Origin of the sequence: Kribbella sp. NBC_00482, assembly GCF_036013725.1 — a bacterium.
Classification (GTDB): domain Bacteria; phylum Actinomycetota; class Actinomycetes; order Propionibacteriales; family Kribbellaceae; genus Kribbella.
This window is the reverse complement of the sequence record NZ_CP107881.1, coordinates 141,197-165,929: the sequence shown is the minus strand read 5'-3', so window position 1 is coordinate 165,929 and position 24,733 is coordinate 141,197. Positions and strand designations below refer to the sequence as shown.

Genomic DNA, 24,733 nt, shown 5'->3' with positions numbered 1-24,733 from the left:
CGAGGTCCTCGCTGTCTGTAGCCGCCTGAGATCAGGCGTTCGGGCGCTTGCCGTGGTTTGCGCCCTTCTTCTTGCGTGCACGGCGCTTCCGGCCGGTCTTTCCCATTTCTAAGCCTCCTTGAAACAACTGCAAAGAGTCACAGTCTCTCATATCACGCCAGGTTCCTCGCATCCGGCGGCGGGTCACAGTTGGGCTTACAGTGTTTCGGCGCAGGCCTGATGAGCAAAATTCAGACGAGTCAGCGAACTGCTGTCTGCCCCCCTACGTCTGGCGATCGCCAGGCGTAAGACCGCGACCGCTGATCGGAGGTGACATAACATGTTCGGCGATGAATGGGACTGGTGACCGACCGCGAAGGCACCTGACGCCGGCCTTACGCCGCGCAGGGCTACGCCTGTTCGTTTGGGTCGTTGCCACTGTCGCGCTGGGCGTCTGCGTCGCGGTCGCTTTCACTCTGTCGGATTACCTCACGGTGGTTGGCCTCTGCTTCTTGGTTCTGTTCGGTAGTGCGTTGCGCTCGTCGCACGGCCCGGCACAAGGTGCCTCGCTGGGATCGATCGTGCTGATGGCGGTTTACGTCATCGCAGGACCCGCGGCCGCCGTCGTCGTGGCGGGTGTGGGTTCTCTCGCACAGGCCAGACCAGTCCCGCTGATGAAACGTGTCTTCAACAGCGGGCAACGTATCCTCTCCGCGGCCGGCGGCGCACTTGCCTTCGTCGCCGTTCACGGCCCGGTCGGTGAGTCGGCCCTGCACGACGTACCGCGAGCCATACTCGCGGTGACATTGACCGGGATCGGATACCACGTCGTGAACGCTGTTCTGCTGTCGGGTGTCCTTTGGCTCGAGCGCGGCAGCACGGTTGTGCGCGCGTTCCTTCGGGAAGTCGTCCTGGCGACAGCTCTGCCGATGCTGGGCTACGGCTACCTGGGCTTGATCATGGCGTTCATGTGGCTGGGTGGCCTGGGGCTGATTGCGGGCATCCTCACCCTGGTGCCTCTGGTCGTCGCTCGCTGGGCGCTCTCACAAGATGCTGCTGAGCGCGCCGCTCAGGCAGCGACGATGCGGGCGTTCATCCAGGTGATCGAGACGAAGGATCTCTACACACGGGGTCACTCCGAGCGGGTGAGCGAAGGCGTCGGCATGCTCGGCCGCCACCTGCACTTGCCGGCCGATCGCCAGCAGGCCCTGGAGCATGCCGGTCTGCTGCATGATGTCGGAAAGGTCGGCGTACCGACGAGCATCATTCGCAAACCCGGTCGGCTGGACGACTCCGAGATGGACGCGATCCGGTTGCACCCGGCGCGCGGCGTCGAGTTGATCGGCAACATCCCGTTCCTGGAGGAAGTGAAGTCCGCGGTCCTCCATCACCACGAGAAGTACGACGGAACCGGCTACCCGGCCGGACTGAGCGGCACCAATATTCCGTACTTCGCCCGGATGATCGGGATCGTCGACGCGTTCGACTCGCTGACCTCGACCCGGTCGTACCGGCCCGCGCGCAGCGTCGAGGAAACGGTGGCGATCCTGCTGCAGGACCGCTACACACACTTCGATCCCGAGCTTGTGGACGCGTTCGTCGAAGTCATCCAGCGGGACGGATGGAAGCCCGCGGAGGTCGAGCAGCCGGCGCCGAACGCGGAACTCGAGACGCCGATCGACCACGACGACCTGAGCCTCGGCAGTGGTGGCGGCGCCACCGGAACGGCGGCTGGACCAGCATGAGCGTGTCCGGTGAGCTCGAGGGGCTCGACTTCCGTAGGTCCGGCAGCGGTGTGGTGATCGTGCTCGCGGGCGCCGTGCTGGGGGTCGCCGGCCTGGCCATGACTACCCACCGCGGAGTCACGGGCTGGCCGTACGCGCTCACCTTCGGGGTGCTGATCGCAGTCGGAGAGATGGTCCAGTTCCGGGTCGACCGGACTCGCAACCGGGCACCGATCGCCACCAGTGCCGCCCTGGGCTATTGCCTGCTGCGAGGCCCGGAGGTTGCGGTGCCGCCGGAGGTCGCGCAGATCGTCGCGGTCGCCGCGGTGGCCACTGCGATCGGTCTCCTGCCACGGATCGTCGCAGGCTTGTGGTGGGACGCAGTGGTCTCGTGCCGGCGGTTGTTGTCAGTGGGGGCGGCCGCTGTGGTCTTCGGTGCGGTAGCGCCGGACCACCTGTACTGGAACGGTTCCGCAGCGCATGCGGTGCCCTTGGGCGGTGCCATGCTGCTCGCGGTTTCCTCCGCCGCAGCGCTGGACGCGATCGTCGGGGCCGGTCAGGCGACCGAGCACTACAACAAACCGTTCCCCGCAGCGCTGCGGGACGAGCTGGGAGTGACGGCCCGGATCGGGATGGCGATGGCGATCAGCGGCATACTGCTCGCGGCCGGGACCTCGATAGTTGGCCTCTGGGCACCGCCGCTGGTCCTCGTGCCGTTGTTGCTGACGCAGTTCGCGTTTCGGCGGTATTCGTCGGCGCAGCGGACTTATCGGAGTACGGTGCGGTCGATGGCTCGGAGTACGGAGATCGCCGGGTTCAGTAGTCCGGGGCAGAACGCGCGGACGGCGGCGCTGGCGGTGGCGATCGGCAACGATCTGGGGTTGACGCCTGCTCGGATGGAGGCGTTGGAGTACGCCGCTCTGTTGTCGGGCGTCGGCCAGTTGGCGTTGGCGGATCCCAGTCCTGGCGGGGCTTCGCTGCTCCGGACGCGGGAGGAGCGGCAGCGGGCGGCGGAGATCGGGGCGGCGGTGATCGAGCGGTCCGGCGTACTGGATCACGTCGCGGAGATAGTCCGGCACTCCAACGATCCGTACCGGCACGGGCGGGCGAACAACTCGGCCATCCCGGTGGAGAGCGGGATCGTGAACGTTGCCCTGGCCTACGAACAGCTCGTCGGCGAGGGCTCGGGCCAGTCCCCGGACAAGGCGATGGAGTCGATCGGGCTGGGGATCGGCGCGGAGTACGACCCGGTCGTGGTCGAGTCACTCCGCCGGATCGTCGGCCGCGGGTTTCGGTTCTGAAAGCACAGCAGGTTCTGACAGCTCCCGGCTCGCTTTCGGGGACAGGTGGAGCAGGGCCGGCGTACCGGCGCACGGCTCCAGTTCGTCCCAGACCGGCGCGGTCGTGGCCGGCACGCGCCCGGAGCCGCCCATCAAGGCGTAGAGCAGCAGACCGGCGCCGGCGGCAATCAGTACGTCGCCTGGGCTGATCGCCTGTCCTAGACCGGGTAGCGCCACCGGCACGACGTCACCGAGCCAGGGCAGCCGCGTCCCGGCGCCGGAGATCTCGTGCCGTGGATCGGTCACCGCCGCGCCACTCACGCCAGCGCGTGCCAACGCGTTCAGCGACACCGGCATGGCGCCGTTCAACGCGACGACGACGGCGTTGCTGAAGAATCCCAGCGCCAGCAGGCCGACGCCCGGATGCCGCAGGTTCATCCGCAGGAAGACCGCGATGCAGACCGCCGACCCGATCAGGCCGACCGGGTACGCCGTACCGCCGAAGAGGGACCCGAGGAGCTGCCCGATCGCCGCCGCGGCCAGCCAGTGCACGCCGGTCAACGTGTTGCCGGCCAACCGGCCGAACCGTCCGCCGGTCGCGACCGCCGCCCCGGCAGCGAGCACCATGACGAGGAGGACCAGCAGCACGTGTGTGATTCTGCCGAATCAACGGCCCGAAACCGGGCAAGCTGACCCCGCAGCGTGTCGACTTAACCGCAAAACGTAACGGCGGCCCGGAACTCCGGGCCGCCGTCGTCAACACCTCAAGATTTGGCGGTTGCCGCCCCGCCGTCGTCGATGATCTCCGGCAGCTCCTGCACGCCCGGGTCGCCGCGGTCCGCGACGAAGTCGGTCGGGTGCGTGCTGTCCTTGCCGTCCGGCACCTTGATCGCCCGGAACAGGAACGTCAGCGCGATCACGACGACCAGGTTCAGCACGAACGCGGTCAGCGCGATGTAGACCGGCGTACTGGTGCCCGGGATGTTCGCGATCGAACCACCGAAGTGCTTCTTGGTCGCCGGATTCACCACGTTGTACGCCGAGATGGTGCCGAACAGCATCGCCACCGCCCAGCCGGCCAGCAGCGCGTACCGGTGGAACCAGCGGGTGTACAGGCCGACCACGATCGCCGGGAACGTCTGCAGGATCCAGATCCCGCCGAGCAGCTGCAGGTTCAGCGCGACCGTCTTGTCCATCCCGAGCACGAACACCAGCGCGCCGACCTTCACCAGCAGCGACGCGAGCTTGGAGACCTTCGCCTCCTGCGCCGGCGTCGCGGACGGCTTGATGAAGTCGCGGTAGATGTTGCGGGTGAACAGGTTGGCCGCCGCGATCGACATGATCGCCGCCGGCACCAGTGCGCCGACCGCGATCGCGGCGAACGCGATCCCCGCGAACCAGGACGGGAACTCCTGGTCGAACAGCCGCGGGATCGCCAGCTGCGGGTTCGCGAGGCCGTCCAGGCCCTTCACGTTGACGTTCGCCTTGATCGCCATGAAGCCGAGCAGGGCGAGCAGACCCAGCAGCAGCGAGTACGCCGGGAGCAGCGTCGCGTTCCGCCGTACGACGTTCCGCGTCTTGGTTGACAGCACCGCAGTCACCGAGTGCGGGTACATGAACAGCGCCATCGCGGATCCCAGCGCCAGCGTCCAGTACGAGAAGTAGCCGGCGTCGCCCGGGATGAAGGCCCCGGTCGGCTTGCCCGTCGTCGGGTTCGGCTTGGCCAGCTTCTCCTGCGCCGCACCGAAGATCGAGTCCCAGCCGCCGAGCACGTTAGGCAGGTAGAAGATCGCGACCAGGATCACCACGTAGATCAGGATGTCCTTGACGAACGCGATCATCGCCGGCGCGCGCAGACCGGAGGAGTACGTGTACGCCGCCAGCACCGCGAAGGCGATCAGCAGCGGCAGGTCCTTGGCGAGCGTGTTGGTGCCGCCCAGGCCCATCGTCTCGAACACTGCCTGCATACCCACGAGCTGCAGTGCGATGTACGGCATCGTGGCCAGGATGCCCGTCACGGCCACCGCCAGTGACAGCGCCTTGCTGCCGTAACGGCCGCCGACGAAGTCCGCCGGCGTCACGTACCCGTGCCGGTGCGAGACCGACCACAGCCTGGCCATGAAGATGAACACGATCGGGTAGGCAACGATCGTGTACGGCACCGCGAAGAAGCCGCTGATCGCACCGGTCGCGTACATGGCCGCGGGGACGGCGATGAAGGTGTACGCCGTGTACAGGTCACCGCCCAGCAGGAACCAGGTGATGAACGTGCCGAACCCGCGACCGCCCAGACCCCACTCGTCGAGGTTGTCCAGATGGCCGTTGCTCCGCCAGCGCGACGCCATGAAGCCCATCACCGTGACCCCGCCGAAGATCACGACGACGATGGTCAGCTGCACCCAGTCGACCGTGGTGTTCACTGGTCACCCTCCTTGGCCGCACCGGAAGGGGCGTCGGGAGCGTCAGGGTCACCAAGTCCCTGAGCCGCCCGCCGCCTGCGCTCCTCGGTGCGGAGCAGCTTGTAACTGATGCTGACCAGGATCGCGGAGAGGAAGACCCACATCAGCTGATACCAGTAGAAGAACGGGAAACCCCACAGGTGCGGGTCCACCTTGGCGTATGTCGGCACCAGCAGCGGTACGACGACAGCTACCGCCAGAAGCACACCGGAGATCCAGTACGCGGGTTTGACCGCGGACAATCGGGACACTGCAAACCTCCTCGGGACAAGGGCGCAACGCAGCACGCTACCGTTCGGCAACAGCGCGTACTAGACCACAGGTTGAGGCATGGATAACGAAAAGGCATGGTTCGTACGGCGCGTCGTGCTGTCCGTACTGTTCCTCGTCGTCGTTGCCGTCCCGCTCTATCCGGAGCTCTTCGGCCTGGACGAGGTGACGCCGTTCGCGCAGCTCGTCGCGTTCCGTCCGCAGGGCCTGGTCGTCGTCCTGGCGCTGGCCCTGGGGATGCTGGTACGACGGGGTTGGCGGATCGCCGCTGCACTGATCGCCGTACTGGCGCTGGTCGGCGCAGCGCTGACCGCACCGCGGCAGTTCTCCGACGCGCGGCCGGCGCCGGCCGGGGCGCGGGTGCTGACGATCATGGTCGCCAACGTGCTGGGCGGCGGTGCTCGCGCCGCGGACGTCGCGCAGGTGATCCGGGACCGCAGACCCGACCTGGTGTCGTTGCCGGAGGCACAGGTCGACGTGCGTGAGGAGATCCGGGCGCAGCTGCAGGACCAGCAGTACAAGGGATTCACGGCCCAGCCGAGCCGGGCGCCCGAGAGCGCCACGAGTGTGCTCGTCTCCTCGTCACTGGGCGACGTCGCGTTCGCGTCCGAGGCCGGAACGAGCTTCGGCAACATCGTCGTGACGGGCGGCAACCTCGGCGCGGTCCGGCTGGTCGCGTACCACGGCTTCCCGCCGCTGCCGGACTCGGTCACCACCTGGAAGACCGACCTGCAGGCGGTACGGCGATGGTGTGCACAGGATCCGCCGACGGTCGTCGCGGGCGACTTCAACGCGACCCTCGACCACGCGGACTTCCGGCACGCGCTGGGCGGCTACTGCCGCAGCGTCGGCCCGTCCGTGGGCGGCGGGTTGCACGGCACCTGGCCCGCGGATCAGCCGGCCGTACTGCGGACGCAGATCGACCACGTCGTGGTGTCGCGGCAGTTCGAGCCCGGCCGGTTCACGACGTACCCGATCGAGGGAACCGACCACCGCGCCGTCGTGGCGACGGCCGCCGTCGTGCCTTAGGAAGAACTAGTTGCAGGCCGGTAGATGTACGGCTGTGAGGACTGGACCGCTTCGGTCAGCATCAGCAGCATGTCGGCACGCGCCTCGATCGGGCGGCCGAAGAGGTCGTCGTCGCCCGGGATCGGGAAGCCCTTCACGCCGATCGCGAGCTGGCTGAGCAGGACGTGCAGGACGCCGCGGGCGTTGAACACGTTCGGCGTCGGCCACTCCGGCAGGGTCTCGTGCATCAACGGCTGCTCGGCCGCGGTCGCCGCGATCGGCTTCAGCCAGCGCTCGAGTTCGTCGCTGGTCAGCATGTTCCGGTGCAGGATCGTCATCACCGCGTGCGCGACCCGGTCGTGCTCCTCGTGCACCCAGCGATACGGCGTGTCCTTGACGATCCGGTCCGCGAGGACGTCGAGCAGCGCCCGCAGGACGCCCGCGTCGCAGTGCCGGGACCTTGCCAGCGCCCCGATCGCGTCGGCGCCGTGGGCAACGGCATGCGCCCAGCCGCAGTCCGCGACGTACCCGCGCAGGTCGCGTTCGCGCAGCAGCCAGGTCGCCAGCCGGTCGCCCCAGCGCATCACCACCTCGTCGTGCACGAGGAACTCGGCGTTGTCGCGGTGGATCACCTCCGCCAGCGTGAGCGCCGTGAACGAGCGCCGGAAGACCGTGTCGGTGCCGTCCTCACCGAGGCCGTAGTTCAGCCCGGCGCAGAGGCCGTCCCCGAACCCCGGAAGCAGGTCGTCGTACACCCCGCGCTCCAGCCAGGTGGCGAGCGTCGGGTAGGCCAGGGCGTCACGGACCTGCGGGTTGGTGCTCGCCAGGCCGCGCACGAGCTCCTCGGTGAGTTCGGTCAGCGGACGGTCGTGCGGTACCGCGTAGTCCGCGGTCATCACGTCCTGCCAGTACGTCGACTCCACCCGAGCATCCTTTCATCTGTGCCTGATCAATCAACACCTACACCCGCCCTCTTGTCGAGCGGACCAGCGGAGCGGCTGGTATAAGCCCTCGTAGCCTCCTCCTCCACCCCTTTCTTTCTTTCCGTCCCTTGACCGTCGGTAGCATCGGGTCGTGCCGTCTTTGACCGATGTGGCGCGCAACCACACCACGCTCGACCAGGCCGACCTGGATCGCCTGCAGCTGCTCGTCTCCGACTGGCAGATGCTGGCCGACCTGTCGTTCGCCGACCTGGTGCTCTGGCTGCCGGACACCGAAGGGCTGGGGTTCTGGGCCGGGGCGCAGATGCGGCCGACGACCGGGCCCACGGCGTACCTCGACGACATCGTCGGCAGCTTCATCCCGCGCGGCCGCCGGCATCTGCTGGACCAGGCGTACGACGGCGGCCGGATCTGCCGCGAGGGCGACCCGGAATGGCGCGACGACGTACCCGTCCGGGTCGAGACGATCCCGGTACGCCGGGGCTCCCGGGTGATCGCGGTGATCGCACGCAATACCAACCTGCTCGGCGTCCGCACCCCGTCCCGCCTGGAGATCGCGTACCTGCAGAGCGCGACGGACCTGGCCCGGATGATCACCGACGGCATCTTCCCGTACGGCGGGGAACGGCTGCTGTCCACGACGCCAAGGGTCGGTGACGGCTGCATCCGGGTCGATCGGCACGGGATGGTGACGTTCGCGAGCCCGAACGCGTTGTCGGCGTACCGCCGGATGGGCCTCGTCACCGACCTGGTCGGTTCGCGGCTGAAGGACGTGACCGCGGACCTGCTGCAGTCCGGGCACAAGGTCGACGACGTGCTCGCGTCGGTGGTCACCGGGCGCGCGGCGAAGGAGATCGAGATCGAGAACTCCGACGCCACGCTGTTCCTGCGCGCGATCCCGCTGCGGGCCGAAGGGCAGCACGTCGGCGCGCTGATCCTGCTCCGGGACGTGACGGAGCTGCGCAGCAGGGAACGGGAGCTGGTCACCAAGGAGGCGACCATCCGGGAGATTCATCATCGCGTCAAGAACAACTTGCAGACGGTCGCCGCGTTACTGCGGATGCAGGCCCGAAGAATCACCGTCCCGGAAGGACAGGTCGCGCTGGCCGAGGCGGTACGGCGGGTCGGGTCGATCGCGATCGTCCACGAGACGCTGTCGGAGTCGTTCGACGAGCACGTGGACTTCGACGACGTGGCCGACCGGGTCGGCGCGATGGTCGCGGACGTGTCGACAGTGGCGACAGCGGTGGAGACGCGGCGCAGCGGGTCGTTCGGCGTACTGGACTCCGAGATCGCGACCCCGCTGGCGATGGTGCTGACCGAACTGATGCAGAACTCGGTGGAGCACGCGTTCGGGGCCCGGGACGGGGGAGCGGCGAGCGGCACGATCGAGCTCACCGCCGAACGTTCCGTCGGCCGGCTGCACATCGACGTGATCGACGACGGTTCGGGACTGCCGGCGAACTTCGACTCCGAACTGTCCGGAAATCTGGGCCTGTCCATCGTCCGCACCCTGGTCATCGGGGAGCTGGACGGAACCCTGGTCTTCGGCAACCGTCACGACGGTCGACCCGGCGCTCAGGTCACCCTGGACATCCCGGTCAAGGACTGAATCCGAAAAGCCTTATCTGCTTGATGAATCAGGCGCTTCGGTGAGCATTCGCGTCCATTGTCGCGAATTACTGAACTGCTGTGTCCACCTGACCGCACCTCCCCTACGATGACCCCAAGACTCCCCGACCACGAAGGCTCTGCCGATGGCGAATTCAGACGCTCCGGATGCTATTCCGAGCTTCGACACTTCCCGACCGACCATCGCTCGCGTTTATGACGCTCTGCTCGGCGGCAAGGACAATTTCGCCGCCGACCGCGAAGGGGCGGCCATGTACCTGCAGTACGTGCCGGACGCCGGCCGATGCGCGACCGAGAACCGCGAGGCGCTGGTGAAGGGCGTGCACTACCTCGCCCGTGCAGCGGGGATCGACCAGTTCCTCGACATCGGCAGCGGTCTGCCGACGCAGAAGAACACCCACGAGGCGGCGCAGGAGATCAACGCGGCCGCCAGGGTGGTGTACGTCGACGTCGACCCGATCGTGCTCGCGCACGGCCAGGCCCTGCTGGCCACCAACGACAGCACCATCGTGGTCACCGCCGACCTGCGCGAGCCGCAGGCGATCCTCGACAACGAGCTGATCAGGCAGCACCTGGACTTCAGCCGCCCGATCGCGCTGATGATCGTCGGCATCCACATGCACTTCCACGACGACGAGAAGCCGGACGAGTGGGTCCGTACCCTGATGGACGCGCTCGCACCTGGTAGCTACCTGTTCATCACCGACTTCGTCGACACCGGTGAACAACTGCAGAAGAACATGGAGCGCGCCGGTCTGGAAAGCCTCGGCAACGGCTGGATCCGGACCCCTGAGCGGATCCAGCAGCACTTCCTCGGACTGCCGCTGGTACCTCCGGGTCTGGACTTCCTCGCCCGCTGGTTCCCGGAGGACACGGACACCGACGTTCCGGACGCGGCGGAGCTGCAGCCGTGGCAGCGGATCCTGATGGCAGGCATCGCGAAGAAAGGCTGACCTCGCCACTGAGACCGAGTGGCTGGAGCCTGGGAGGTTGGTGTGACCGAGCCGGGTGCACAGCGCGGGCCGACTGCGCTTCGCATCGTCCTCGGAGCACACTTGCGCCGAATGCGGGAGGCCGCGGGTTTCAGCCGGTCGGAGGCGGGCTGGGAGATCCGTTCCTCGGAGTCCAAGGTGAGCCGGATGGAGCTCGGCCGCGTCGGCTTCAAGGAGCGCGACGTCGACGACCTCCTCGCGTTCTACGGCCTCGACGACGCCGAGGAACGGGAGCGACTGCTCGCGCTGGCCCGCGAGGCGAACAACCCCGGCTGGTGGCACCGGTACGGCGACGTGCTCCCGAACTGGTTCCACTCGTACCTGGATCTCGAGGCGGCTGCCTCGATGATCCGTACCTACGAGCTGCAGTTCGTCCCGGGGCTGCTGCAGACCGAGGACTACGTCCGCGCCGCCGTCCAGCTCGGTCGTGGACTGATTCCCGCCGACGAGGTCGAGCGGCGGGTTGCGCTGAGAGTCGGCCGGCAGGCCATCCTGACCGATCCGGACCCGGTGCGGCTCTGGGCCGTGGTCGACGAGTCGACGCTGCACCGGCCGATCGGTGGAACGAAGGTGCTGGGGCTGCAGATCGAGCATCTGATCGAGATGACCCACCTGCCCAACGTCTCGCTTCAGGTGATGCCGTTCACGACCAGCAGCTACGCCGGGAGTGCCGGGGCCTACAGCATTCTCCGTTTCGCGGAGCACGATCTGCCGGACATCGTCTACATCGAGCACCTCAGCAGCGCGCTCTACCTGGACAAGGTCGAGGATCTCGACCTGTACACAGAGACGATGGAAGCCCTCTGTGTCGCGGCGCCACCGCCGTACAAGACCCGTGACCTGCTCTCCGGCATCCTGAAAGACATGGGCGCAGGCCCGCACTCCTTCCCCGTCCCGTGACGGCCCGGGAAACACAGGCCCGGGAAACACAAAGGCCCCGCGGATCTCCGCGGGGCCTCGAAGGAGGACTTGCTCAGGCGGTACGGATGCGCTGGCGGGCGTTGCGGCGCTTGAGAGCGCGACGCTCGTCCTCGCTCAGACCGCCCCAGACACCGTGGTCCTGGCCGGCTTCGAGAGCCCACGCCAGGCACTGCTCACGCACGTCGCAGCGTCGGCACACCTGCTTGGCCTCTTCGATCTGCATGATCGCAGGCCCGGTGTTACCGATGGGGAAGAACAGTTCCGGGTCCTCGTCGAGGCATACGGCCCGGTGGCGCCAATCCATGGCGGATCCCATCTCTCTCAGTAGTTGACGTATGCTGCCGGTTAGGTCTGTACCCGAACAGCGGTGCTGTACTCGTCGGTTCGTGTGGCACGGGGGGTTGGTGCCGCGTCCGTTGTGAACGCATTCACGAACGAGACCATGTTCCCAATCTTGGGGGATCGAAACAAGGGTTATGCAGTTGTCGATCCGATCACAACGCTTCCTTAACACTTCGAACTGGAACGCGGCGGCTCTCCCCATCCGGTTATCGGACGGAGCGGCCCTTCCGCAAGCACCCGTTCACTGCAAGTAACCGTTGCAACCTTCTTTTGGTTACGCACAACCTCAAAACCCTGTGGGGCTGGGGTTGGCGAACGTCCCGGGGACCGTGCACTGAGCCGAGCACTAAGCTGGCGAGGTGCCGACCGACTCCCCAGTTGCCGCCGTCCCGAGACCGCTCAAATTAGCCGCGGCAGTGGTCGCTGTGGAAGGGGTTGTGCTCATCGTTCTCGGAATTGCCGAAGCCTTGACGATTCACAGCTCCCGGCTGGTGCTCGGTCTGACCACGACCGCCTTCTTCATCCTGTACGGCGCCGGGCTCGGTTTCGTCGCCGTACGCGGCCTGTGGAAGGCCAGGCGCTGGAGCCGCGGGCCGACGGTGTTCACGCAGCTGATCCAGCTCCTGGTCGCGTACAGCGTCTGGAACGGCGGCGCCCGCACGATCGCTGTCGTGCTCGCCGTACTCGCCCTGGTGATCCTGGTCTGCCTGTTCCAGAAGGCCTCCACCGAGGCGCTGATCGGTGGTGGCTCCAACGATCACCCGGTGCTCTAGGCTCCTTACTCCTTGAGCAGGCCGGCCCGGAGTTCGGTCAGTGTCCGGGCGAGCAGCCGGGAGACGTGCATCTGCGAGATCCCGATCTCCTCGGCGATCTGGGACTGCGTCATCCCGCGGAAGAACCGCAGCGTCAGGATCCGCTTCTCCCGGGTGTCGAGCTGCGCCAGGAGCGGTTTCAGCGACTCCCGGTACTCCACGCTCTCCAGCGCCTCGTCCTCGCCGCCGAGGCCGTCCAGGACCGTGGTCGCATCCGTCTCGTTCTGATCGGGAGCGTCCAAGGACAAGGTGTTGTAAGCGTTCGCGGACTCCAGGCCCTCGATCACCAGGTCCGGTGAGAGTCCGAGCCGCTCCGACAGTTCCGCCACTGTGGGCGCCCGGCCGAGCTCCTGCGTCAGCTCCGCGGTCGCCGCGGTCAGCGACAGCCGCAGCTCCTGCAGGCGCCGCGGCACCCGGATCGCCCACCCCTTGTCCCGGAAGTACCGCTTGATCTCGCCGAGGATCGTCGGGGTCGCGTACGTCGAGAACTCGACGCCGCGGTCCGAGTCGAAGCGGTCGATCGCCTTGATCAACCCGATCGTCGCGACCTGCACGAGGTCGTCGTACGGCTCGCCCCGGTTGCGGAACCGGCGCGCCAGGTGTTCCACCAGCGGCATGTGCAGCGCGACCAGGCCCTCGCGCGCCCTGGCGTACCCCGGATCTGCCGGACCGGGTGCCATCTGCCGGAAGAACGCGGCAGTCCGGGTTCGCAGATCTGGGGACTCTTGGGTTTCCGGGCCGCGCTCGTCGGTCACGCGCTCTCCGTGGCGGTCGCGGTGGCCGTCACGGTGATGGTCAGCCGGCCGTCGACGGTCTCGGCGGCGGCCGACTCCACCAGCGCGGTGAGTACGGTCCAGCCGAACGAGCTGGTGTCGGGCTGCCAGCCATCGGGTACGACGGCACTCGTCCGCACCGTCAACTGCGGTGGAGCGATCTCGAAGACGCAGTCCAGCACCCCGTCGGCCGACTGCGGCAGCAACAGCGCGCACGCCTCGTCGACCGCGATCCGCAGGTCGTCGATGGCGTCCAGCGTGAAGTCGTTCCGGGCGGCGAGGTTCCCGACCACCGACCGCGGTACGGCGATGTAGGCACTGTCCGCCGGGATACTCAGGCGGACCTCAGCGGCTCGTCGCGTGCTGCTCACATCGTCTCCCTCGTATCGACCCACCACGCCGTACATCATCCAACCTCAACGACCTTGATGCACGGCCAACGGCCCGACGAAGGGAAAGAAGTTGCTAGGGGTGCTCGTGTTCCGAGCGTAGGCGGGAGAGGAATGCCTGGGTCCGGGAGTGTTGCGGGTTGCTGATCACGTCCTTCGGCGGGCCTGCCTCGACCACGACGCCGCCGTCCATGAACACGACCGTGTCCGCGACCTCCCGCGCGAACGACATCTCGTGGGTCACCACGATCATCGTCATCCCGTCCAGGGCGAGCTCGCGCATCACCGCGAGCACCTCACCGACGAGTTCGGGGTCGAGGGCCGACGTCGGCTCGTCGAACAGCATCAGCTTGGGCTGCATCGCCAGGGCCCGGGCGATCGCGACCCGCTGCTGCTGACCACCGGACAACTGGGCCGGGTAGGCGTTGCACCGGTCCGCGAGGCCGACCCGGTCGAGCAGCTTCATCGCCCGCTCCCGGGCCGTCTTCCGCGACTCGCCCTTGACCTGCGTGGGCGCCTCGACGATGTTCTCCAGCGCGGTCTTGTGCGGGAACAGGTTGAACCGCTGGAACACCATCCCGATCTCACGGCGCTGCGCCGCGATCTCCTTGTTCTTCAGGCGGTACAGCTTCCCGTCGCGGTCGGCGTACCCCATCAGTTCGTCGTCGACCCAGATCCGGCCGCCGTCGATCGTTTCGAGCTGGTTGATGCACCGCAGGAAGGTCGTCTTGCCGGAGCCGGACGGACCGAGCAGGCACACCACCTGGCCCCGGTCGACGTCCAGGTCGATTCCCTTCAGCACCTCGTTGTGGTGGAAGGACTTCGTCACGTTCACCGCATGAACGAGTGGCATCACGCACCTCCTGCGCCGGCCGGGCGGGCGGCCCGCGGGGCCTTGTTCCCGAAGCCGCGACCGAAGTGCCGCTCGAGGAAGTACTGCCCGACCATCAGCACGCTGGTCGCGAGCAGGTAGTACAGCGTCGCGGCGACCGCGATCGGGAACGTCTTGTAGAAGTTGCTGCCGATCGACTGCAGTTGGTAGAACAGCTCGCCGATCACCGGGACCGCGAGCAGCAGCGAGGTGTCCTTCAGCATCGCGATCGTCTCGTTGCCGGTCGGCGGCACGATCACCCGCATCGCCTGCGGCAGCACCACCCGGCGCATCACCTTGCCGCGGCTCATCCCGAGTGCCTCCGCGGCCTCGGCCTGGCCCGGATCCACGCTCATGATCCCGGCCCGGGCGATCTCGGCCATGTACGCCGCCTCGGACAGCCCGAGACCGATCACACCGGCGACGAGCCCGGTGAACACCTGGTTCGCGTCCAGTGTGAAGAACCGCCAGTCGCCGGACATCCCGAGCCAGTCGATGATCTTCCAGTCGAACGGGATCCCGAACGCGATGCCCTGCGGGAACAGGATCCCCAGCGTGCCCATCGTGAACAGCAGGATGTACCGCGGGATGCTCCGGAAGAACCAGGTGAACACCCACGCGACCCCGGACAGGACCGGGTTGTCCGACAGCCGCATCACGGCCAGCAGCACGCCGCCGCCGACGCCGACGACCATCGACAGCGCGGTGACCAGCAGGGTGCCCTTGAGGAACCCGTTGATCACCGGCTGCTGGTTCATCGCCTCGAAGACGAACGTCCAGTCGAACGCCTTGTTGGTGACCAGCAGGTGCACCAGCATCGCCACCAGGACGACGATCACCGCGATCGCCACCCAGCGACCGGGATGCCGCACCGGTACGGCGTTGATCGCACCCGGCCGGTCGGGCGCAGCGTCCGCCGGCCGGGTCTCAGCCTCAGTACTCATCAGAACTCACGGGTTGACGGCGAAGTCGGTGATCGCGCCCGAGTCGTTGTTCCACTTCTGCAGCGTGCTCTTGTAGGTGCCTTCGGTGTTCAGCGCCTGCAGGGCCTGCACGATCGCCTGCGCGAACTGGGTCTCCGCCTTCGGGATCACATACCCGTACGGCGCCGCGTCGTAGATCTCGCCGAGCTGCTCGAGCTGCCCGTTGGTCTGCTTGATCGCGTCGAGCACGACGGGGGAGTCGGCCAGCATCGCGTCGGCCTTACCCGCGACGAGGTCCGCGGTGGCCTGGTCCTGCTTCTCCCGGACGACCAGCTTGATCTCCGGCTTGCCGGCCGTCTTGCAGGCGGCCTGCCGCTTCGGCATGTCGTCCTCGAGCTGCGTCGTACCCTTCTGCACCGCGATCGTCTTGCCGCACGCGTCGTCGGCGTTGACGGCCTTCGGGTTGCCCTTCGCGGTCGCCCACAGGGTGCCGGCGCTGAAGTAGCTGACCATGTTGACCTGCTGCTTGCGCTTGTCGTTGATCGTGAACGACGAGACGCCGACGTCGTACTTGCCGCTCTGCACACCGGTGATGATGGTGTCGAAGCCGGCCGGCTGCCAGTCGACCGTGACGCCGAACTTCTGCGCCACCGCGTTGAACAGGTCGACGTCCATGCCGACCACGGTCTTCCCGCCCTGCAGGAACTCGTTCGGCCGGTACGTCGCGTCGACGCCGACGACGATCTTGCCGGCGGACTTGATCTTCGCCGGCAGCGAGCCGCTGAGGTCCGGGCCGCCGGTCGCCGGTGCGCTGGAGGAGGCGCTCGACGACGAAGTGGGCGAACTACCTTCGAGAGAGTTCGAGCCGCACCCGGCGGCTGTGAGAACCAGGACGCCGGACAGCACCAGCGCCCTCCGCAGGACAGACATCTAGTCCTCCAAAACCGGGCACCGGTCGGCCCGGTGCCATGTGTCCGCATCTTGACACAGCGCCCTGCGGGCAGCGCACGGACCATCCCCGAACAGAGACCGATTCGTAGCTTCCCCGCCGTGACGCTGCGTACCCAGCGACCACCCCGCCACGCAGCGTGACGAACCACGGCAACTTTGAGAAGCCACCAACCAGAATCGCGGCGCGAAAGTGGTTGGTGGCTTCCCAAAGTTGGTTTCAGGGGGTCGGCTCGACGTGGGTGGGGTCCAGGACTCGGCGGAGGAACGTGCGGGTGCGTTCTTCCTTGGGGTTGCCGATCACCTCGGCAGGCGGTCCCTGCTCGACGATCACGCCGCCGTCCATGAACACCACCCGGTCCGCCACCTCGCGCGCGAACGCCATCTCGTGGGTGACGACGAGCATCGTCATACCGTCGAGCGCGAGCTTGCGCATCACCGTGAGCACGTCGCCGACGAGTTCCGGGTCGAGCGCGGACGTGGGCTCGTCGAACAGCATCAGCGCCGGGTCCATCGACAGCGCGCGGGCGATCGCCACCCGCTGCTGCTGGCCGCCGGACAACTGCATGGGATAGGCGGTCACCTTGTCGCTCAGGCCGACTCGATCCAGGGTGTCCCGGGCGATCTGCTCCGCCTTGGCCCTGCTGCGCTTGAGTACGGTCGTCTGCGCCACCGTGCAGTTGTCCAGCACCGACAGGTGCGGGAACAGGTTGAACTGCTGGAACACCATGCCGATCTGCTGCCGGGCGGCGTCCAGGTGGCAGTCCCGGTCGGTGATGTCCTCACCACGGACGAAGACCTGGCCCTCCTGCGGTACCTCGAGCAGATTGACGCAACGCAGCAGGGTCGACTTGCCCGAGCCGGACGGCCCGATCACGCAGACGACCTCGCCCTCCTCGACGGTGAAGTCGATACCGCGCAGGACGTGGTTGCTGCCGAACGATTTGTGCAGGTTCTGGATCTCCACCAGCGCCATCAGTGTGCCCTCGCAGCCTTGGCCTCCAGCCAGCGGACCAGCAGGCCGAGTGGCAGGGTGATGATCAGATAGCAGAAGCCGGCGGTGACGAGCGGGGTCAGGTTCGACTCGGTGTTGGCCAGGTCGCGGCCGAAGCCGGTCAGCTCGTACGCCGCCGCGGAAGTGCCGATGATGAAGACCAGCGACGAGTCCTTCACCAGCAGGATCAGGTCGTTGGCCAGCGGCGGCAGTACGATCCGGAACGCCTGTGGCAGCACGATCTTGCGGGTCGCGACGCCGGCCGGCATGCCGAGCGACCGGGCGGCCTCGATCTGCCCTTTCGGCACCGCCTGGATGCCGGCCCGGATCACCTCGGCCATGTAGGCGGCGGCGACGATACCGAGCGCCAGCCAGACGGTGCCGTAGGGGTCGAACGGGATGACCAGGTCGGCGAACGCCAACGGCAGCAGACTGAACGCCACGAACACGACGATCGCCGGCAGCCCCCGGAAGAACTCGATGTAGGCCGTCGCCAGCCAGCGGTACGGCGCGACCGGGCTGAGCCGCATCAGCGCGAGCAGGGTGCCGCCGAGCAGGCCGATGACGAAGGCCCCGGCCGTGTACTCGATGGTCTTCAGGAACGCTCCGGGCAGCCCACTGGTGAACGCGGACTTCACGAACTCCGGTTTGAAGAAGACGTTTGCGATCTGACTCCAGTTGGCCGTGAAGGCCGCCACCACGACGATGACGATCAGGACGGCGTACTGGATGCCGCGAGAGCGTTGGGCGCGTTGCCGCGGGCTGAGCCCGCGGCGCTTCTCGACTACCGCGTCGGAGACCGTCACTTCTTCGGCTCCACCCCGAACCACTTCTTGAAGATCTGGTTGTAGGTGCCGTCGGACTTGGCCTTGGCCAGCAGTTCGTTGAACTTGGTCAGCAGCTTGGTGGCGCTGGGGTCGTCCTTCTTGGCCGCGAAGCCGTACTGCTCGCCGGTGTTGAACTCGGCCGTCACCTCGGTGTCCGGGTTGGACGTGACGAAGTTGTACAGCGCGCCGTTGTCGTTGATGGCGGCGTCGACGCGGCCCGACTTGACGTTGTTGGTCTGGAGGGCGAGATCGTTGAACACGACGACCTCGAAGCCGAGCTTCTTCGACGCCGCGTCGGCGTAGTCCTTGCCCGTGGTGTCGGCCTGGACGCCGATCTTCTTGCCCTTCAGGTCGGCGAGCGACTTGTACGGCGCACCCTTCTTCACCAGTAGCACCTGGGTCGCGTCCATGTACGGGTCGCTGATCCCGATCGCGGCCTTGCGCGACGCGTTGATCGTCATCGCGCCCATGCCCATGTCGCACTTCTTGGCCTGGTAGGCGGCGCCGGAGGTGACCTGGGCCCACTCGATGCTGATCACTTCCTGCTCGACGCCGAGGTCCTTGGCGAGCAGGTCGAGCAGGTCGACGTCGAAGCCGACCACCTTGGTGCCCTCCTTGTACTCGAAGGGCTTGTACGACAGGTGCGTGCAGACCGTCAGCTTGCCGGGCTTCACCAAGGTGATGCCGGCCGCCTTCGCTTTGTCCTCGCCTCCTCCGCCGCTGTCCGAGTCGTTGCCGCAGGCCGATAGCGCGAGCGCGAACACCGCCACAGAGGCAGCGGCGACAGTCAGGCGACTCTTGCGGAGGGTTGAGACGATGTTCATCGCTGGTACTCCTCGACACTGGTTGTGGAACGCCGGCCCGGACGGTACCCAAGGCCGGATGCCCGCATCCTGACACAGCAAGCAACCGCGTGTCGGCTGTCGACTCCCGACGAGACTCGATCGTCACCGTCGCGGGCGCCTGTGGTGGCCCTCACAGAGCAGACCAGTGGGCCTGTGGTTTACTCGTTCGACGGGTGACCCCCTGGCAACGGCGCCGTTCGACGCACCCTCATCGAACGCCCACTACCTCACGTTCCGCTCGATTTACCCCGAAGGGTCCCCGCATGGTCGCCCAGGCTGTTGAGCCCACTCTTCCCTCCGATCAGTACGCCGGAGATGCCGTTTTCGAACTGCATCGCGGCGGAAAGATCGAGGTCACGTCCACGATCCACGTCAAGGACGCCGACGACCTGTCGAAGGCGTACACGCCAGGCGTCGCCCGGGTCTGCACCGCGATCGCCGAGGACCCGTCGCTGGTCGGGCGCTACACCTGGAAGTCGAACGTGGTCGCGGTCGTCACCGACGGCACCGCGGTCCTCGGCCTCGGCGACATCGGGCCGGCCGCGTCGCTGCCGGTGATGGAGGGCAAGGCGCTGCTGTTCAAGGAGTTCGGCGGCGTCGACTCGGTGCCGATTGCGCTGGACTGCACCGACGTGGACGAGTTCGTCGACACGGTCGCGCGGATGGCACCGTCGTTCGGCGGGATCAACCTCGAGGACATCTCCGCGCCGCGCTGCTTCGAGATCGAGCGCCGGCTGAAGGAGCGGCTCGACATCCCGGTCTTCCACGACGACCAGCACGGTACGGCGGTCGTCGTACTCGCCGCGCTCCGCAACGCGTTGCGAGTCACCGGGAAGTCGATCTCGGAGATCCGCGTGGTGATCTCCGGAGCGGGTGCGGCCGGGGTCGCGTGTGCCCGGATCCTTTTGCAGGCAGGGGTCGGTGACCTCGCGGTCGTCGACAGCAAGGGTGTGCTGCACGAGGATCGTGCCGACCTGAACCCGGTGAAGTTGTCGCTCGCCCGGGACACCAACACCGGCGGGATCTCCGGCCGGCTGGTCGACGCGCTTGCGGGCGCGGACCTGTTCCTCGGCGTCTCCGGAGGGACCGTCCCTGAGGAGGCTGTCGCGCAGATGGCCGACAACGCGATGATCTTCGCGCTGGCCAACCCGAACCCCGAGGTCCACCCGGACATCGCGCACCGGCACGCCGCGGTGGTCGCCACCGGCCGCTCCGACTTCCCCAACCAGATCAACAACGTCCTGGCCTTCCCGGGCATCTTCCGCGGCGCCTTCGACGCGAACGCCTCCCGCATCACCGAAGGCATGAAACTGGCCGCCGCCGACGCCCTCGCGAGCCTCATCTCGGAGTCGGACCTCCGCCCCGACTACATCATCCCGTCCCCCTTCGACGAACGCGTCGCCCCGGCAGTATCCGCCGCCGTGGCAGCCGCCGCCGATACCGACGGTGTCGCCCGCGGGTGAATTCGGTAACTGACTTGGGGTGTACCAGCGCCTAGGGTGGTTCGCATGCTTGCTGCTTATGCCGCCAAGTTCGATGCCGACAACCCGATCGCCGCGCTGGAGGTGGGGGAGCGGCCCGATCCGACGGTGCCCGAGGGATGGGTGACCATCGACGTACGGGCGACTGCGCTCAACCATCACGATCTGTGGTCGTTGAAGGGGGTCGGGCTGGCTGAGCAGAATCTGCCGATGATCCTCGGGTGTGACGCGGCGGGCGTGGACCCGGACGGGAACGAGGTCGTCGTCCACGCGGTGGTCTCGGACCCGGCGTGGAAGGGCGACGAGACGCTGGACCCGAAGCGGTCGCTGCTGAGCGAGCGGTACCAGGGCACGCTGGCCCAGAAGGTCGCCGTACCGGCGCGGAACGTCGTACCGAAGCCTGCCGGGATGAGCTTCGAGCAGGCTGCGTGCCTGCCGACGGCGTGGCTGACGGCGTACCGGATGCTGTTCACGCAGTCGGGGCTCAAGCCGGGTGACACGGTCCTCGTGCAGGGCGCGGGCGGCGGCGTGGCGACGGCGCTGATCACGCTGGCGCGGGCCGGCGGGATCCGGGTGTGGGCGACCAGCCGGGACGAGGGCAAGCGGGCCAGGGCGGTCGAGATCGGGGCACACGACGCGTTCGAGTCCGGCGCGCGGCTGCCGGAGCGGGTCGACGCGGTGATGGAGACGGTCGGGCAGGCGACGTGGTCGCATTCGCTCAAGTCGCTGAAGCAGGGCGGCACGCTGGTGATCTCCGGCGCGACCAGCGGCCAGGCGCCGAAGTCGGCCGAGCTGAACCGGATCTTCTTCCTGCAGCTGCGGGTCCAGGGCTCGACGATGGGCACCCGGACCGAGCTTGCCGAGCTGGTGCAGTTCATGGCGAACGCCGGCATCTCGCCGCACATCGACACGGTCCTCCCGCTCACCGACGCCCGCACCGGCTTCGAGAAGATGAATGCCGGCGACGTCTTCGGCAAGATCGTTTTTACTGTCTGAATGCAACCCGAGATCAGGCCGGCCACGGTCGAGGACGCCGAGGCGGCCGCGTGGTGTCATCTGTTGTGCTGGCGGGAGGCGTACGCCGGTCTGGTGGCGGACGACCTGCTGCTCGAGCGGACGTCCGACATCGACCGCCGTACCGAACGCTGGGCTACCCGGCTGGGCGAGGGAAGCACGCGCTGGATCGCCCTGAACCCGGACCCCGCTGCACCGCTCCAGGAGCGCGTGGCCGGCTTCATCGGCACTGGGCCGGGCCGTGACGAGGACGGGCCGGTCGCGTTCGAGCTGGAGGCGATCTACACCCGCCAGGCGTTCTGGAAGACCGGTCTCGGAGCCCGGCTGCTCGACGTTGCCGTCGGCAAGCAGCCGGCGTTCCTGTGGGTCTTCGAGGGGAACGAGCGGGCGCTGGGGTTCTACCGCCGGCACGGGTTCGAGCCGGACGGCGTCCGCAAGCACGACCCGTACTTCGATCTCCAGGAGATCCGCCTGGTCAGGTACTAAGTTTCACGGCTGAAACATTGGCGTCGCATCGGGGCAACGCGACGGGGTCACTCTGTTCCTACGATCCGCCTGATCGATGAGGAGCGATGAAGCCCATGAGGCCCACTTTGACGGTGATTGTCGACCCGGCCGACAACTGGATGGTGAAGGCCGCCTGTGTCGGTCAGGCGCCGTCGTACGACGAGACGGCCAGCTCGTGGGAGCAGCGCAAGGCCCAGGCCATCTGCCTGACGTCGTGCCCGGTGATCGAGGAATGCCGCGAGTGGGCCCGCCGGACCAAGTTCACCGGCACCGCCGCGGGCGAGAAGTTCCTCGCCGGCCGCCGCCGCGGCCGCCCCGGCCCGCAGGAACGCCGTACCCGCCCGATCATCGAAGAGCAGCAGGCCAGCTAGACGTTCACGAGCTCGTCGGCGCGTTCCGCGTCGACGGGCTCCGTAGAGGTACGCCGGAACGGGGCGAGGATCGTCGGCACCAGCTGGTCGCGGTTGTGGATCGCCGCGCCGGCCGCGAGCACGAGGTAGATCGCGCTGATCACGTAGCGCCCGGTCTGACCCGGTACGGCGAACTGGATCGCGAACAGACCCAGCAACGTCCACGCCGCCCACCGCGGGAAGCGCAGGTTCAGCAGGATCGCAAGGCCGAGCAGCGTCTGCGTGGCGGTGAGCAGGAACTCCTCGACCTGCCGCCCGTCCAGGTGCAGCGCGACGCCGCCGCCACCGATCCCGTACGCGATCGGCAGGCTCCCGATCAGCAGCGTCCACTGGTTCACCTTGGCCGAGATCAGCAGACCCAGCGCCGCAGCGCCCTTGCCCCGCCAGGCGAACAGCAGCGCCACGATGAACTCCGGCGCCTCGGACGCCAGCGGAGCCAGCCACTGGACCAGCAGGAACTGGTCGATCCCGAGCGTGTGACCGCCTTGGACGAGCGAGTCCGCGAACGGCTCCGCGGCCGCCAGGATCACCCCGGCCGAGACCAGGAACATCGCGGTCACCGTGATCCGGCGGTGAAGCGTGGGCAGCGCGCCGATCCTCGCCGCCGGCCCGATCAGGTCCGGCTCGTCGTCATGCTCCGACGTCGCCGCCCGGTACAGGTAGAACGCGAAGAACGCGAGCAGCAGGATCCCCAGCAGCAGGTGGATCTCGCCGGTCACCGGGATCACGAACGCGACCACACCGGCGACAGCGAGGAAGCCCAGCTCACGCCGGTACCCGGTCTCGAGTACGAGCGCCTTGACCGAGCGCCCGCTCCGCCGCGAAGCGACGTACAGGCTGATCAGGACGACGCTGGACCAGCCGAGGCCGAGCAGCAACCGGTTCGATCCGGTCATGTTGGCGGCGGCGTACTGCACGTACTCCGGGTTCGAGCCGGCGGTGTGCGCGAAATACAGGTCCACCGCGTACTCCGGCAGTACGGCGATGACCGCGAGCAGCGCGATCGCGAGACCGCCCGAGATGTCCATCTCCGCTGCTTCCGCCGCCCAGGCCAGCACGAACGATGCGGCGACCACGGCGAGGCCGAAGATCAGGATCGACGCGAGCGCCGGGGGATGGCTGCCGGTGACCCGGAGGGCGACCGCGGGGATCGCCACCAGGAGCAGCAACAGAACAGGGCGGAGGGCTCGGAACACGCCTTCCAGCCTGCCACCGTTTCGATACTTTCGCAATTGCGAAAGTATGAGACCGTCCTCACGACGGCCCGGCGCACTGCCCGGAGACCACCTGAGCGGTCACAATGACTGCGCGATGACCAACCCTGAACCGACGAAGGCGCAGCTCGATTCCGCCGCGGGCACCTTCGCCATGCTCTCCGCTCCGGTCCGGTTGCACCTGGTGTCGCTGGCCGCCCAGGGGGAGTACGACGTCGGCACCCTGGCGGAGCGGGTCGGCGTCAGCATCGCCACCGCCAGCCAGCACCTCGGCAAGCTCCGGCTGGCCGGGATCATCACCGCGCGCCGCGAGGGCCGCCGCCACATCTACACCGTCGACGACCCGCACGTGCTGAACCTGGTCGACCAGATCTTCGAGCACATCGCCCCCGACGGCACCCTGGCCCCCGACCCGCCACGCCGCACGAGACCGCTGCACACGGACTAGAGCACGTGGCGCAGGTACCGCTCGGGCGCCTGCAGGTATGCCTTCCAGTTCTGGACGAGTTCCAGGTCCTCCCACGTCGTACAGCGGATGCCCCACTCGCCGACCTCGAGGATGGTCGCGCCGGGGAGGGCGGCGATCACGGGGGAGTGGGTGGCGCACAGCACCTGTGAGCCGGCCTCGGCGAGTTGGTTGAGCACGCCGACCACGGCCAGGCTGCTGGAGAACGAGAGGGCCGACTCGGGCTCGTCGAGACAGTAGAAGCCGTGTCGGGTGAAGCGGTCGCTGATCAGATTGAGGAAGCTCTCGCCGTGGCTCATCTCGTGGAACGCCGTGTCCGGAGGGCCTGACGGCCGCGGGTTCTGCTCCAGGTAGGTGTAGAAGCCGTGCATCGTCTCGGCGCGGAGGAAGAAACCCGCGCGCTTGGCGCCGACGCCGCGGGTCAGTTGCAGGTCGTCGGCGAGCGATGACTCGGTTGCCCGCGTGGTGAGTCGGGCGCCGGTGGAACCACCTTCGGGTGAGAGCCCGAACGCGACTGCGATCGCCTCGACGAGGGTGGACTTGCCGGCGCCGTTTTCGCCGACCAGGAACGTGACGCCGGGGTCGAGGTCCAGGCCGTCGGTCAGGAGTTGGCGTACGGCGGGAATGGTGTGCGGCCAGTGGCCGGACGCGCGAATGCCCTCCGCGGCGGCAACCCGTCGTACAGGCTGCGAGGCGAAGGGCATTCGCTCA

General features: G+C 67.6%; 28 protein-coding genes. 12 read left to right on the top strand and 16 right to left on the bottom strand.

Annotated features, from left to right (window positions below; translation table 11 throughout):
• Nucleotides 1-31 precede the first annotated feature (31 nt).
• On the bottom strand, nt 32-106 hold the full coding sequence (locus OHB24_RS43255; protein ID WP_369759046.1) for a 50S ribosomal protein bL37: 75 nt from the start codon (nt 104-106) through the stop codon (nt 32-34).
• A gap of 460 nt (nt 107-566) precedes the next feature.
• Here OHB24_RS43255 and OHB24_RS00825 point away from each other — a divergent pair, with 460 nt between their 5' ends.
• Nucleotides 567-1,724, top strand: coding sequence for an HD-GYP domain-containing protein (locus OHB24_RS00825; protein ID WP_327641000.1), 1,158 nt, complete (start codon nt 567-569; stop codon nt 1,722-1,724).
• A complete protein-coding gene (locus tag OHB24_RS00820) occupies nt 1,721-3,004 on the top strand; it encodes an HD-GYP domain-containing protein (RefSeq protein WP_327636957.1) in 1,284 nt (427 codons plus the stop codon). Before OHB24_RS00825 ends, OHB24_RS00820 begins: the two co-directional genes overlap by 4 nt.
• Here OHB24_RS00820 and OHB24_RS00815 read toward each other — a convergent pair.
• The 3 genes from OHB24_RS00815 to OHB24_RS00805 all read right to left on the bottom strand — a co-directional run bounded on the left by OHB24_RS00815 (nt 2,966) and on the right by OHB24_RS00805 (nt 5,693).
• Nucleotides 2,966-3,631 (bottom strand): DUF5317 domain-containing protein, encoded by a 666-nt coding sequence (locus OHB24_RS00815; RefSeq protein ID WP_327636956.1) that lies wholly within the window; start codon nt 3,629-3,631, stop codon nt 2,966-2,968. The genes OHB24_RS00820 and OHB24_RS00815 overlap by 39 nt on opposite strands.
• A gap of 116 nt (nt 3,632-3,747) precedes the next feature.
• Complete coding sequence (gene mctP / locus OHB24_RS00810; RefSeq protein ID WP_442913948.1) at nt 3,748-5,403, bottom strand: monocarboxylate uptake permease MctP; 1,656 nt, start codon at nt 5,401-5,403, stop codon at nt 3,748-3,750.
• The gene (locus OHB24_RS00805; protein ID WP_327636955.1) at nt 5,400-5,693 is read right to left on the bottom strand and encodes a DUF3311 domain-containing protein; all 294 of its coding nucleotides are present in this window, start codon (nt 5,691-5,693) and stop codon (nt 5,400-5,402) included. The genes mctP and OHB24_RS00805 overlap by 4 nt, the downstream gene beginning before the upstream one ends.
• 79 nt (nt 5,694-5,772) lie before the next feature.
• Here OHB24_RS00805 and OHB24_RS00800 point away from each other — a divergent pair, with 79 nt between their 5' ends.
• The gene (locus OHB24_RS00800; protein ID WP_327636954.1) at nt 5,773-6,741 is read left to right on the top strand and encodes an endonuclease/exonuclease/phosphatase family protein; all 969 of its coding nucleotides are present in this window, start codon (nt 5,773-5,775) and stop codon (nt 6,739-6,741) included.
• Here OHB24_RS00800 and OHB24_RS00795 read toward each other — a convergent pair.
• Nucleotides 6,738-7,643, bottom strand: a complete 906-nt coding sequence (locus OHB24_RS00795) for a DUF2785 domain-containing protein (RefSeq protein WP_327636953.1) — start codon at nt 7,641-7,643, stop codon at nt 6,738-6,740. The genes OHB24_RS00800 and OHB24_RS00795 overlap by 4 nt on opposite strands.
• A 151-nt stretch (nt 7,644-7,794) precedes the next feature.
• On the opposite strand from OHB24_RS00795, the gene OHB24_RS00790 reads away from it, so the two are divergent.
• From OHB24_RS00790 to OHB24_RS00780, 3 genes are all read left to right on the top strand, one after another.
• Nucleotides 7,795-9,273 (top strand): sensor histidine kinase, encoded by a 1,479-nt coding sequence (locus OHB24_RS00790; protein WP_327636952.1) that lies wholly within the window; start codon nt 7,795-7,797, stop codon nt 9,271-9,273.
• A gap of 145 nt (nt 9,274-9,418) precedes the next feature.
• On the top strand, nt 9,419-10,246 hold the full coding sequence (locus OHB24_RS00785; RefSeq protein WP_327636951.1) for an SAM-dependent methyltransferase: 828 nt from the start codon (nt 9,419-9,421) through the stop codon (nt 10,244-10,246).
• 42 nt (nt 10,247-10,288) lie between these two features.
• Nucleotides 10,289-11,185, top strand: a complete 897-nt coding sequence (locus tag OHB24_RS00780) for a helix-turn-helix domain-containing protein (RefSeq protein WP_327636950.1) — start codon at nt 10,289-10,291, stop codon at nt 11,183-11,185.
• A 73-nt stretch (nt 11,186-11,258) separates the two neighbouring features.
• Here OHB24_RS00780 and OHB24_RS00775 read toward each other — a convergent pair whose 3' ends face one another.
• On the bottom strand, nt 11,259-11,510 hold the full coding sequence (locus OHB24_RS00775) for a WhiB family transcriptional regulator (RefSeq protein WP_130383822.1): 252 nt from the start codon (nt 11,508-11,510) through the stop codon (nt 11,259-11,261).
• Nucleotides 11,511-11,985: 475 nt separating this feature from the next.
• Between OHB24_RS00775 and OHB24_RS00770 the strand changes: the two genes are divergently transcribed.
• On the top strand, nt 11,986-12,321 hold the full coding sequence (locus tag OHB24_RS00770) for a hypothetical protein (protein ID WP_327636949.1): 336 nt from the start codon (nt 11,986-11,988) through the stop codon (nt 12,319-12,321).
• A gap of 5 nt (nt 12,322-12,326) precedes the next feature.
• Here OHB24_RS00770 and OHB24_RS00765 read toward each other — a convergent pair whose 3' ends face one another.
• The 8 genes from OHB24_RS00765 to OHB24_RS00730 all read right to left on the bottom strand — a co-directional run bounded on the left by OHB24_RS00765 (nt 12,327) and on the right by OHB24_RS00730 (nt 18,909).
• On the bottom strand, nt 12,327-13,115 hold the full coding sequence (locus OHB24_RS00765) for an RNA polymerase sigma factor SigF (protein WP_327636948.1): 789 nt from the start codon (nt 13,113-13,115) through the stop codon (nt 12,327-12,329).
• A complete protein-coding gene (locus OHB24_RS00760) occupies nt 13,112-13,504 on the bottom strand; it encodes an anti-sigma regulatory factor (protein ID WP_327636947.1) in 393 nt (130 codons plus the stop codon). The genes OHB24_RS00765 and OHB24_RS00760 overlap by 4 nt, the downstream gene beginning before the upstream one ends.
• A gap of 94 nt (nt 13,505-13,598) precedes the next feature.
• A complete protein-coding gene (locus tag OHB24_RS00755) occupies nt 13,599-14,375 on the bottom strand; it encodes an amino acid ABC transporter ATP-binding protein (RefSeq protein ID WP_327636946.1) in 777 nt (258 codons plus the stop codon).
• The gene (locus tag OHB24_RS00750) at nt 14,375-15,337 is read right to left on the bottom strand and encodes an amino acid ABC transporter permease (protein ID WP_327636945.1); all 963 of its coding nucleotides are present in this window, start codon (nt 15,335-15,337) and stop codon (nt 14,375-14,377) included. Before OHB24_RS00750 ends, OHB24_RS00755 begins: the two co-directional genes overlap by 1 nt.
• 6 nt (nt 15,338-15,343) lie before the next feature.
• Entirely contained in the window at nt 15,344-16,246 is a 903-nt protein-coding gene (locus tag OHB24_RS00745) for an ABC transporter substrate-binding protein (protein ID WP_327636944.1), read from the bottom strand.
• 238 nt (nt 16,247-16,484) lie between these two features.
• The gene (locus OHB24_RS00740; protein WP_327636943.1) at nt 16,485-17,240 is read right to left on the bottom strand and encodes an amino acid ABC transporter ATP-binding protein; all 756 of its coding nucleotides are present in this window, start codon (nt 17,238-17,240) and stop codon (nt 16,485-16,487) included.
• The gene (locus OHB24_RS00735) at nt 17,240-18,064 is read right to left on the bottom strand and encodes an amino acid ABC transporter permease (protein ID WP_327636942.1); all 825 of its coding nucleotides are present in this window, start codon (nt 18,062-18,064) and stop codon (nt 17,240-17,242) included. The genes OHB24_RS00740 and OHB24_RS00735 overlap by 1 nt, the downstream gene beginning before the upstream one ends.
• On the bottom strand, nt 18,061-18,909 hold the full coding sequence (locus OHB24_RS00730) for an ABC transporter substrate-binding protein (RefSeq protein WP_327636941.1): 849 nt from the start codon (nt 18,907-18,909) through the stop codon (nt 18,061-18,063). Before OHB24_RS00730 ends, OHB24_RS00735 begins: the two co-directional genes overlap by 4 nt.
• Before the next feature lie 284 nt (nt 18,910-19,193).
• Between OHB24_RS00730 and OHB24_RS00725 the strand changes: the two genes are divergently transcribed.
• From OHB24_RS00725 to OHB24_RS00710, 4 genes are all read left to right on the top strand, one after another.
• Nucleotides 19,194-20,393, top strand: a complete 1,200-nt coding sequence (locus OHB24_RS00725; RefSeq protein ID WP_327636940.1) for an NAD(P)-dependent malic enzyme — start codon at nt 19,194-19,196, stop codon at nt 20,391-20,393.
• Between the two features lie 45 nt (nt 20,394-20,438).
• Nucleotides 20,439-21,407 carry a zinc-binding dehydrogenase gene (locus OHB24_RS00720; RefSeq protein WP_327636939.1) on the top strand — a complete coding sequence of 323 codons (969 nt, stop codon included), beginning with the start codon at nt 20,439-20,441 and terminating at the stop codon, nt 21,405-21,407.
• Complete coding sequence (locus OHB24_RS00715) at nt 21,408-21,911, top strand: GNAT family N-acetyltransferase (RefSeq protein ID WP_327636938.1); 504 nt, start codon at nt 21,408-21,410, stop codon at nt 21,909-21,911.
• Between the two features lie 95 nt (nt 21,912-22,006).
• Nucleotides 22,007-22,303, top strand: coding sequence for a WhiB family transcriptional regulator (locus tag OHB24_RS00710; protein ID WP_327636937.1), 297 nt, complete (start codon nt 22,007-22,009; stop codon nt 22,301-22,303).
• On the opposite strand, the gene OHB24_RS00705 is transcribed toward OHB24_RS00710, so the two are convergent.
• Nucleotides 22,300-23,574: a sodium:proton exchanger gene (locus tag OHB24_RS00705; protein ID WP_327636936.1), complete on the bottom strand. Its 1,275-nt coding sequence runs from the start codon at nt 23,572-23,574 to the stop codon at nt 22,300-22,302. The two genes, OHB24_RS00710 and OHB24_RS00705, sit on opposite strands and share 4 nt — an antisense overlap.
• Before the next feature lie 79 nt (nt 23,575-23,653).
• Here OHB24_RS00705 and OHB24_RS00700 point away from each other — a divergent pair, with 79 nt between their 5' ends.
• Nucleotides 23,654-24,004 carry an ArsR/SmtB family transcription factor gene (locus OHB24_RS00700; protein ID WP_327636935.1) on the top strand — a complete coding sequence of 117 codons (351 nt, stop codon included), beginning with the start codon at nt 23,654-23,656 and terminating at the stop codon, nt 24,002-24,004.
• Here OHB24_RS00700 and OHB24_RS00695 read toward each other — a convergent pair.
• Nucleotides 24,001-24,726, bottom strand: coding sequence for an AAA family ATPase (locus OHB24_RS00695; protein WP_327636934.1), 726 nt, complete (start codon nt 24,724-24,726; stop codon nt 24,001-24,003). The two genes, OHB24_RS00700 and OHB24_RS00695, sit on opposite strands and share 4 nt — an antisense overlap.
• Between the last annotated feature and the right edge of the window lie 7 nt (nt 24,727-24,733).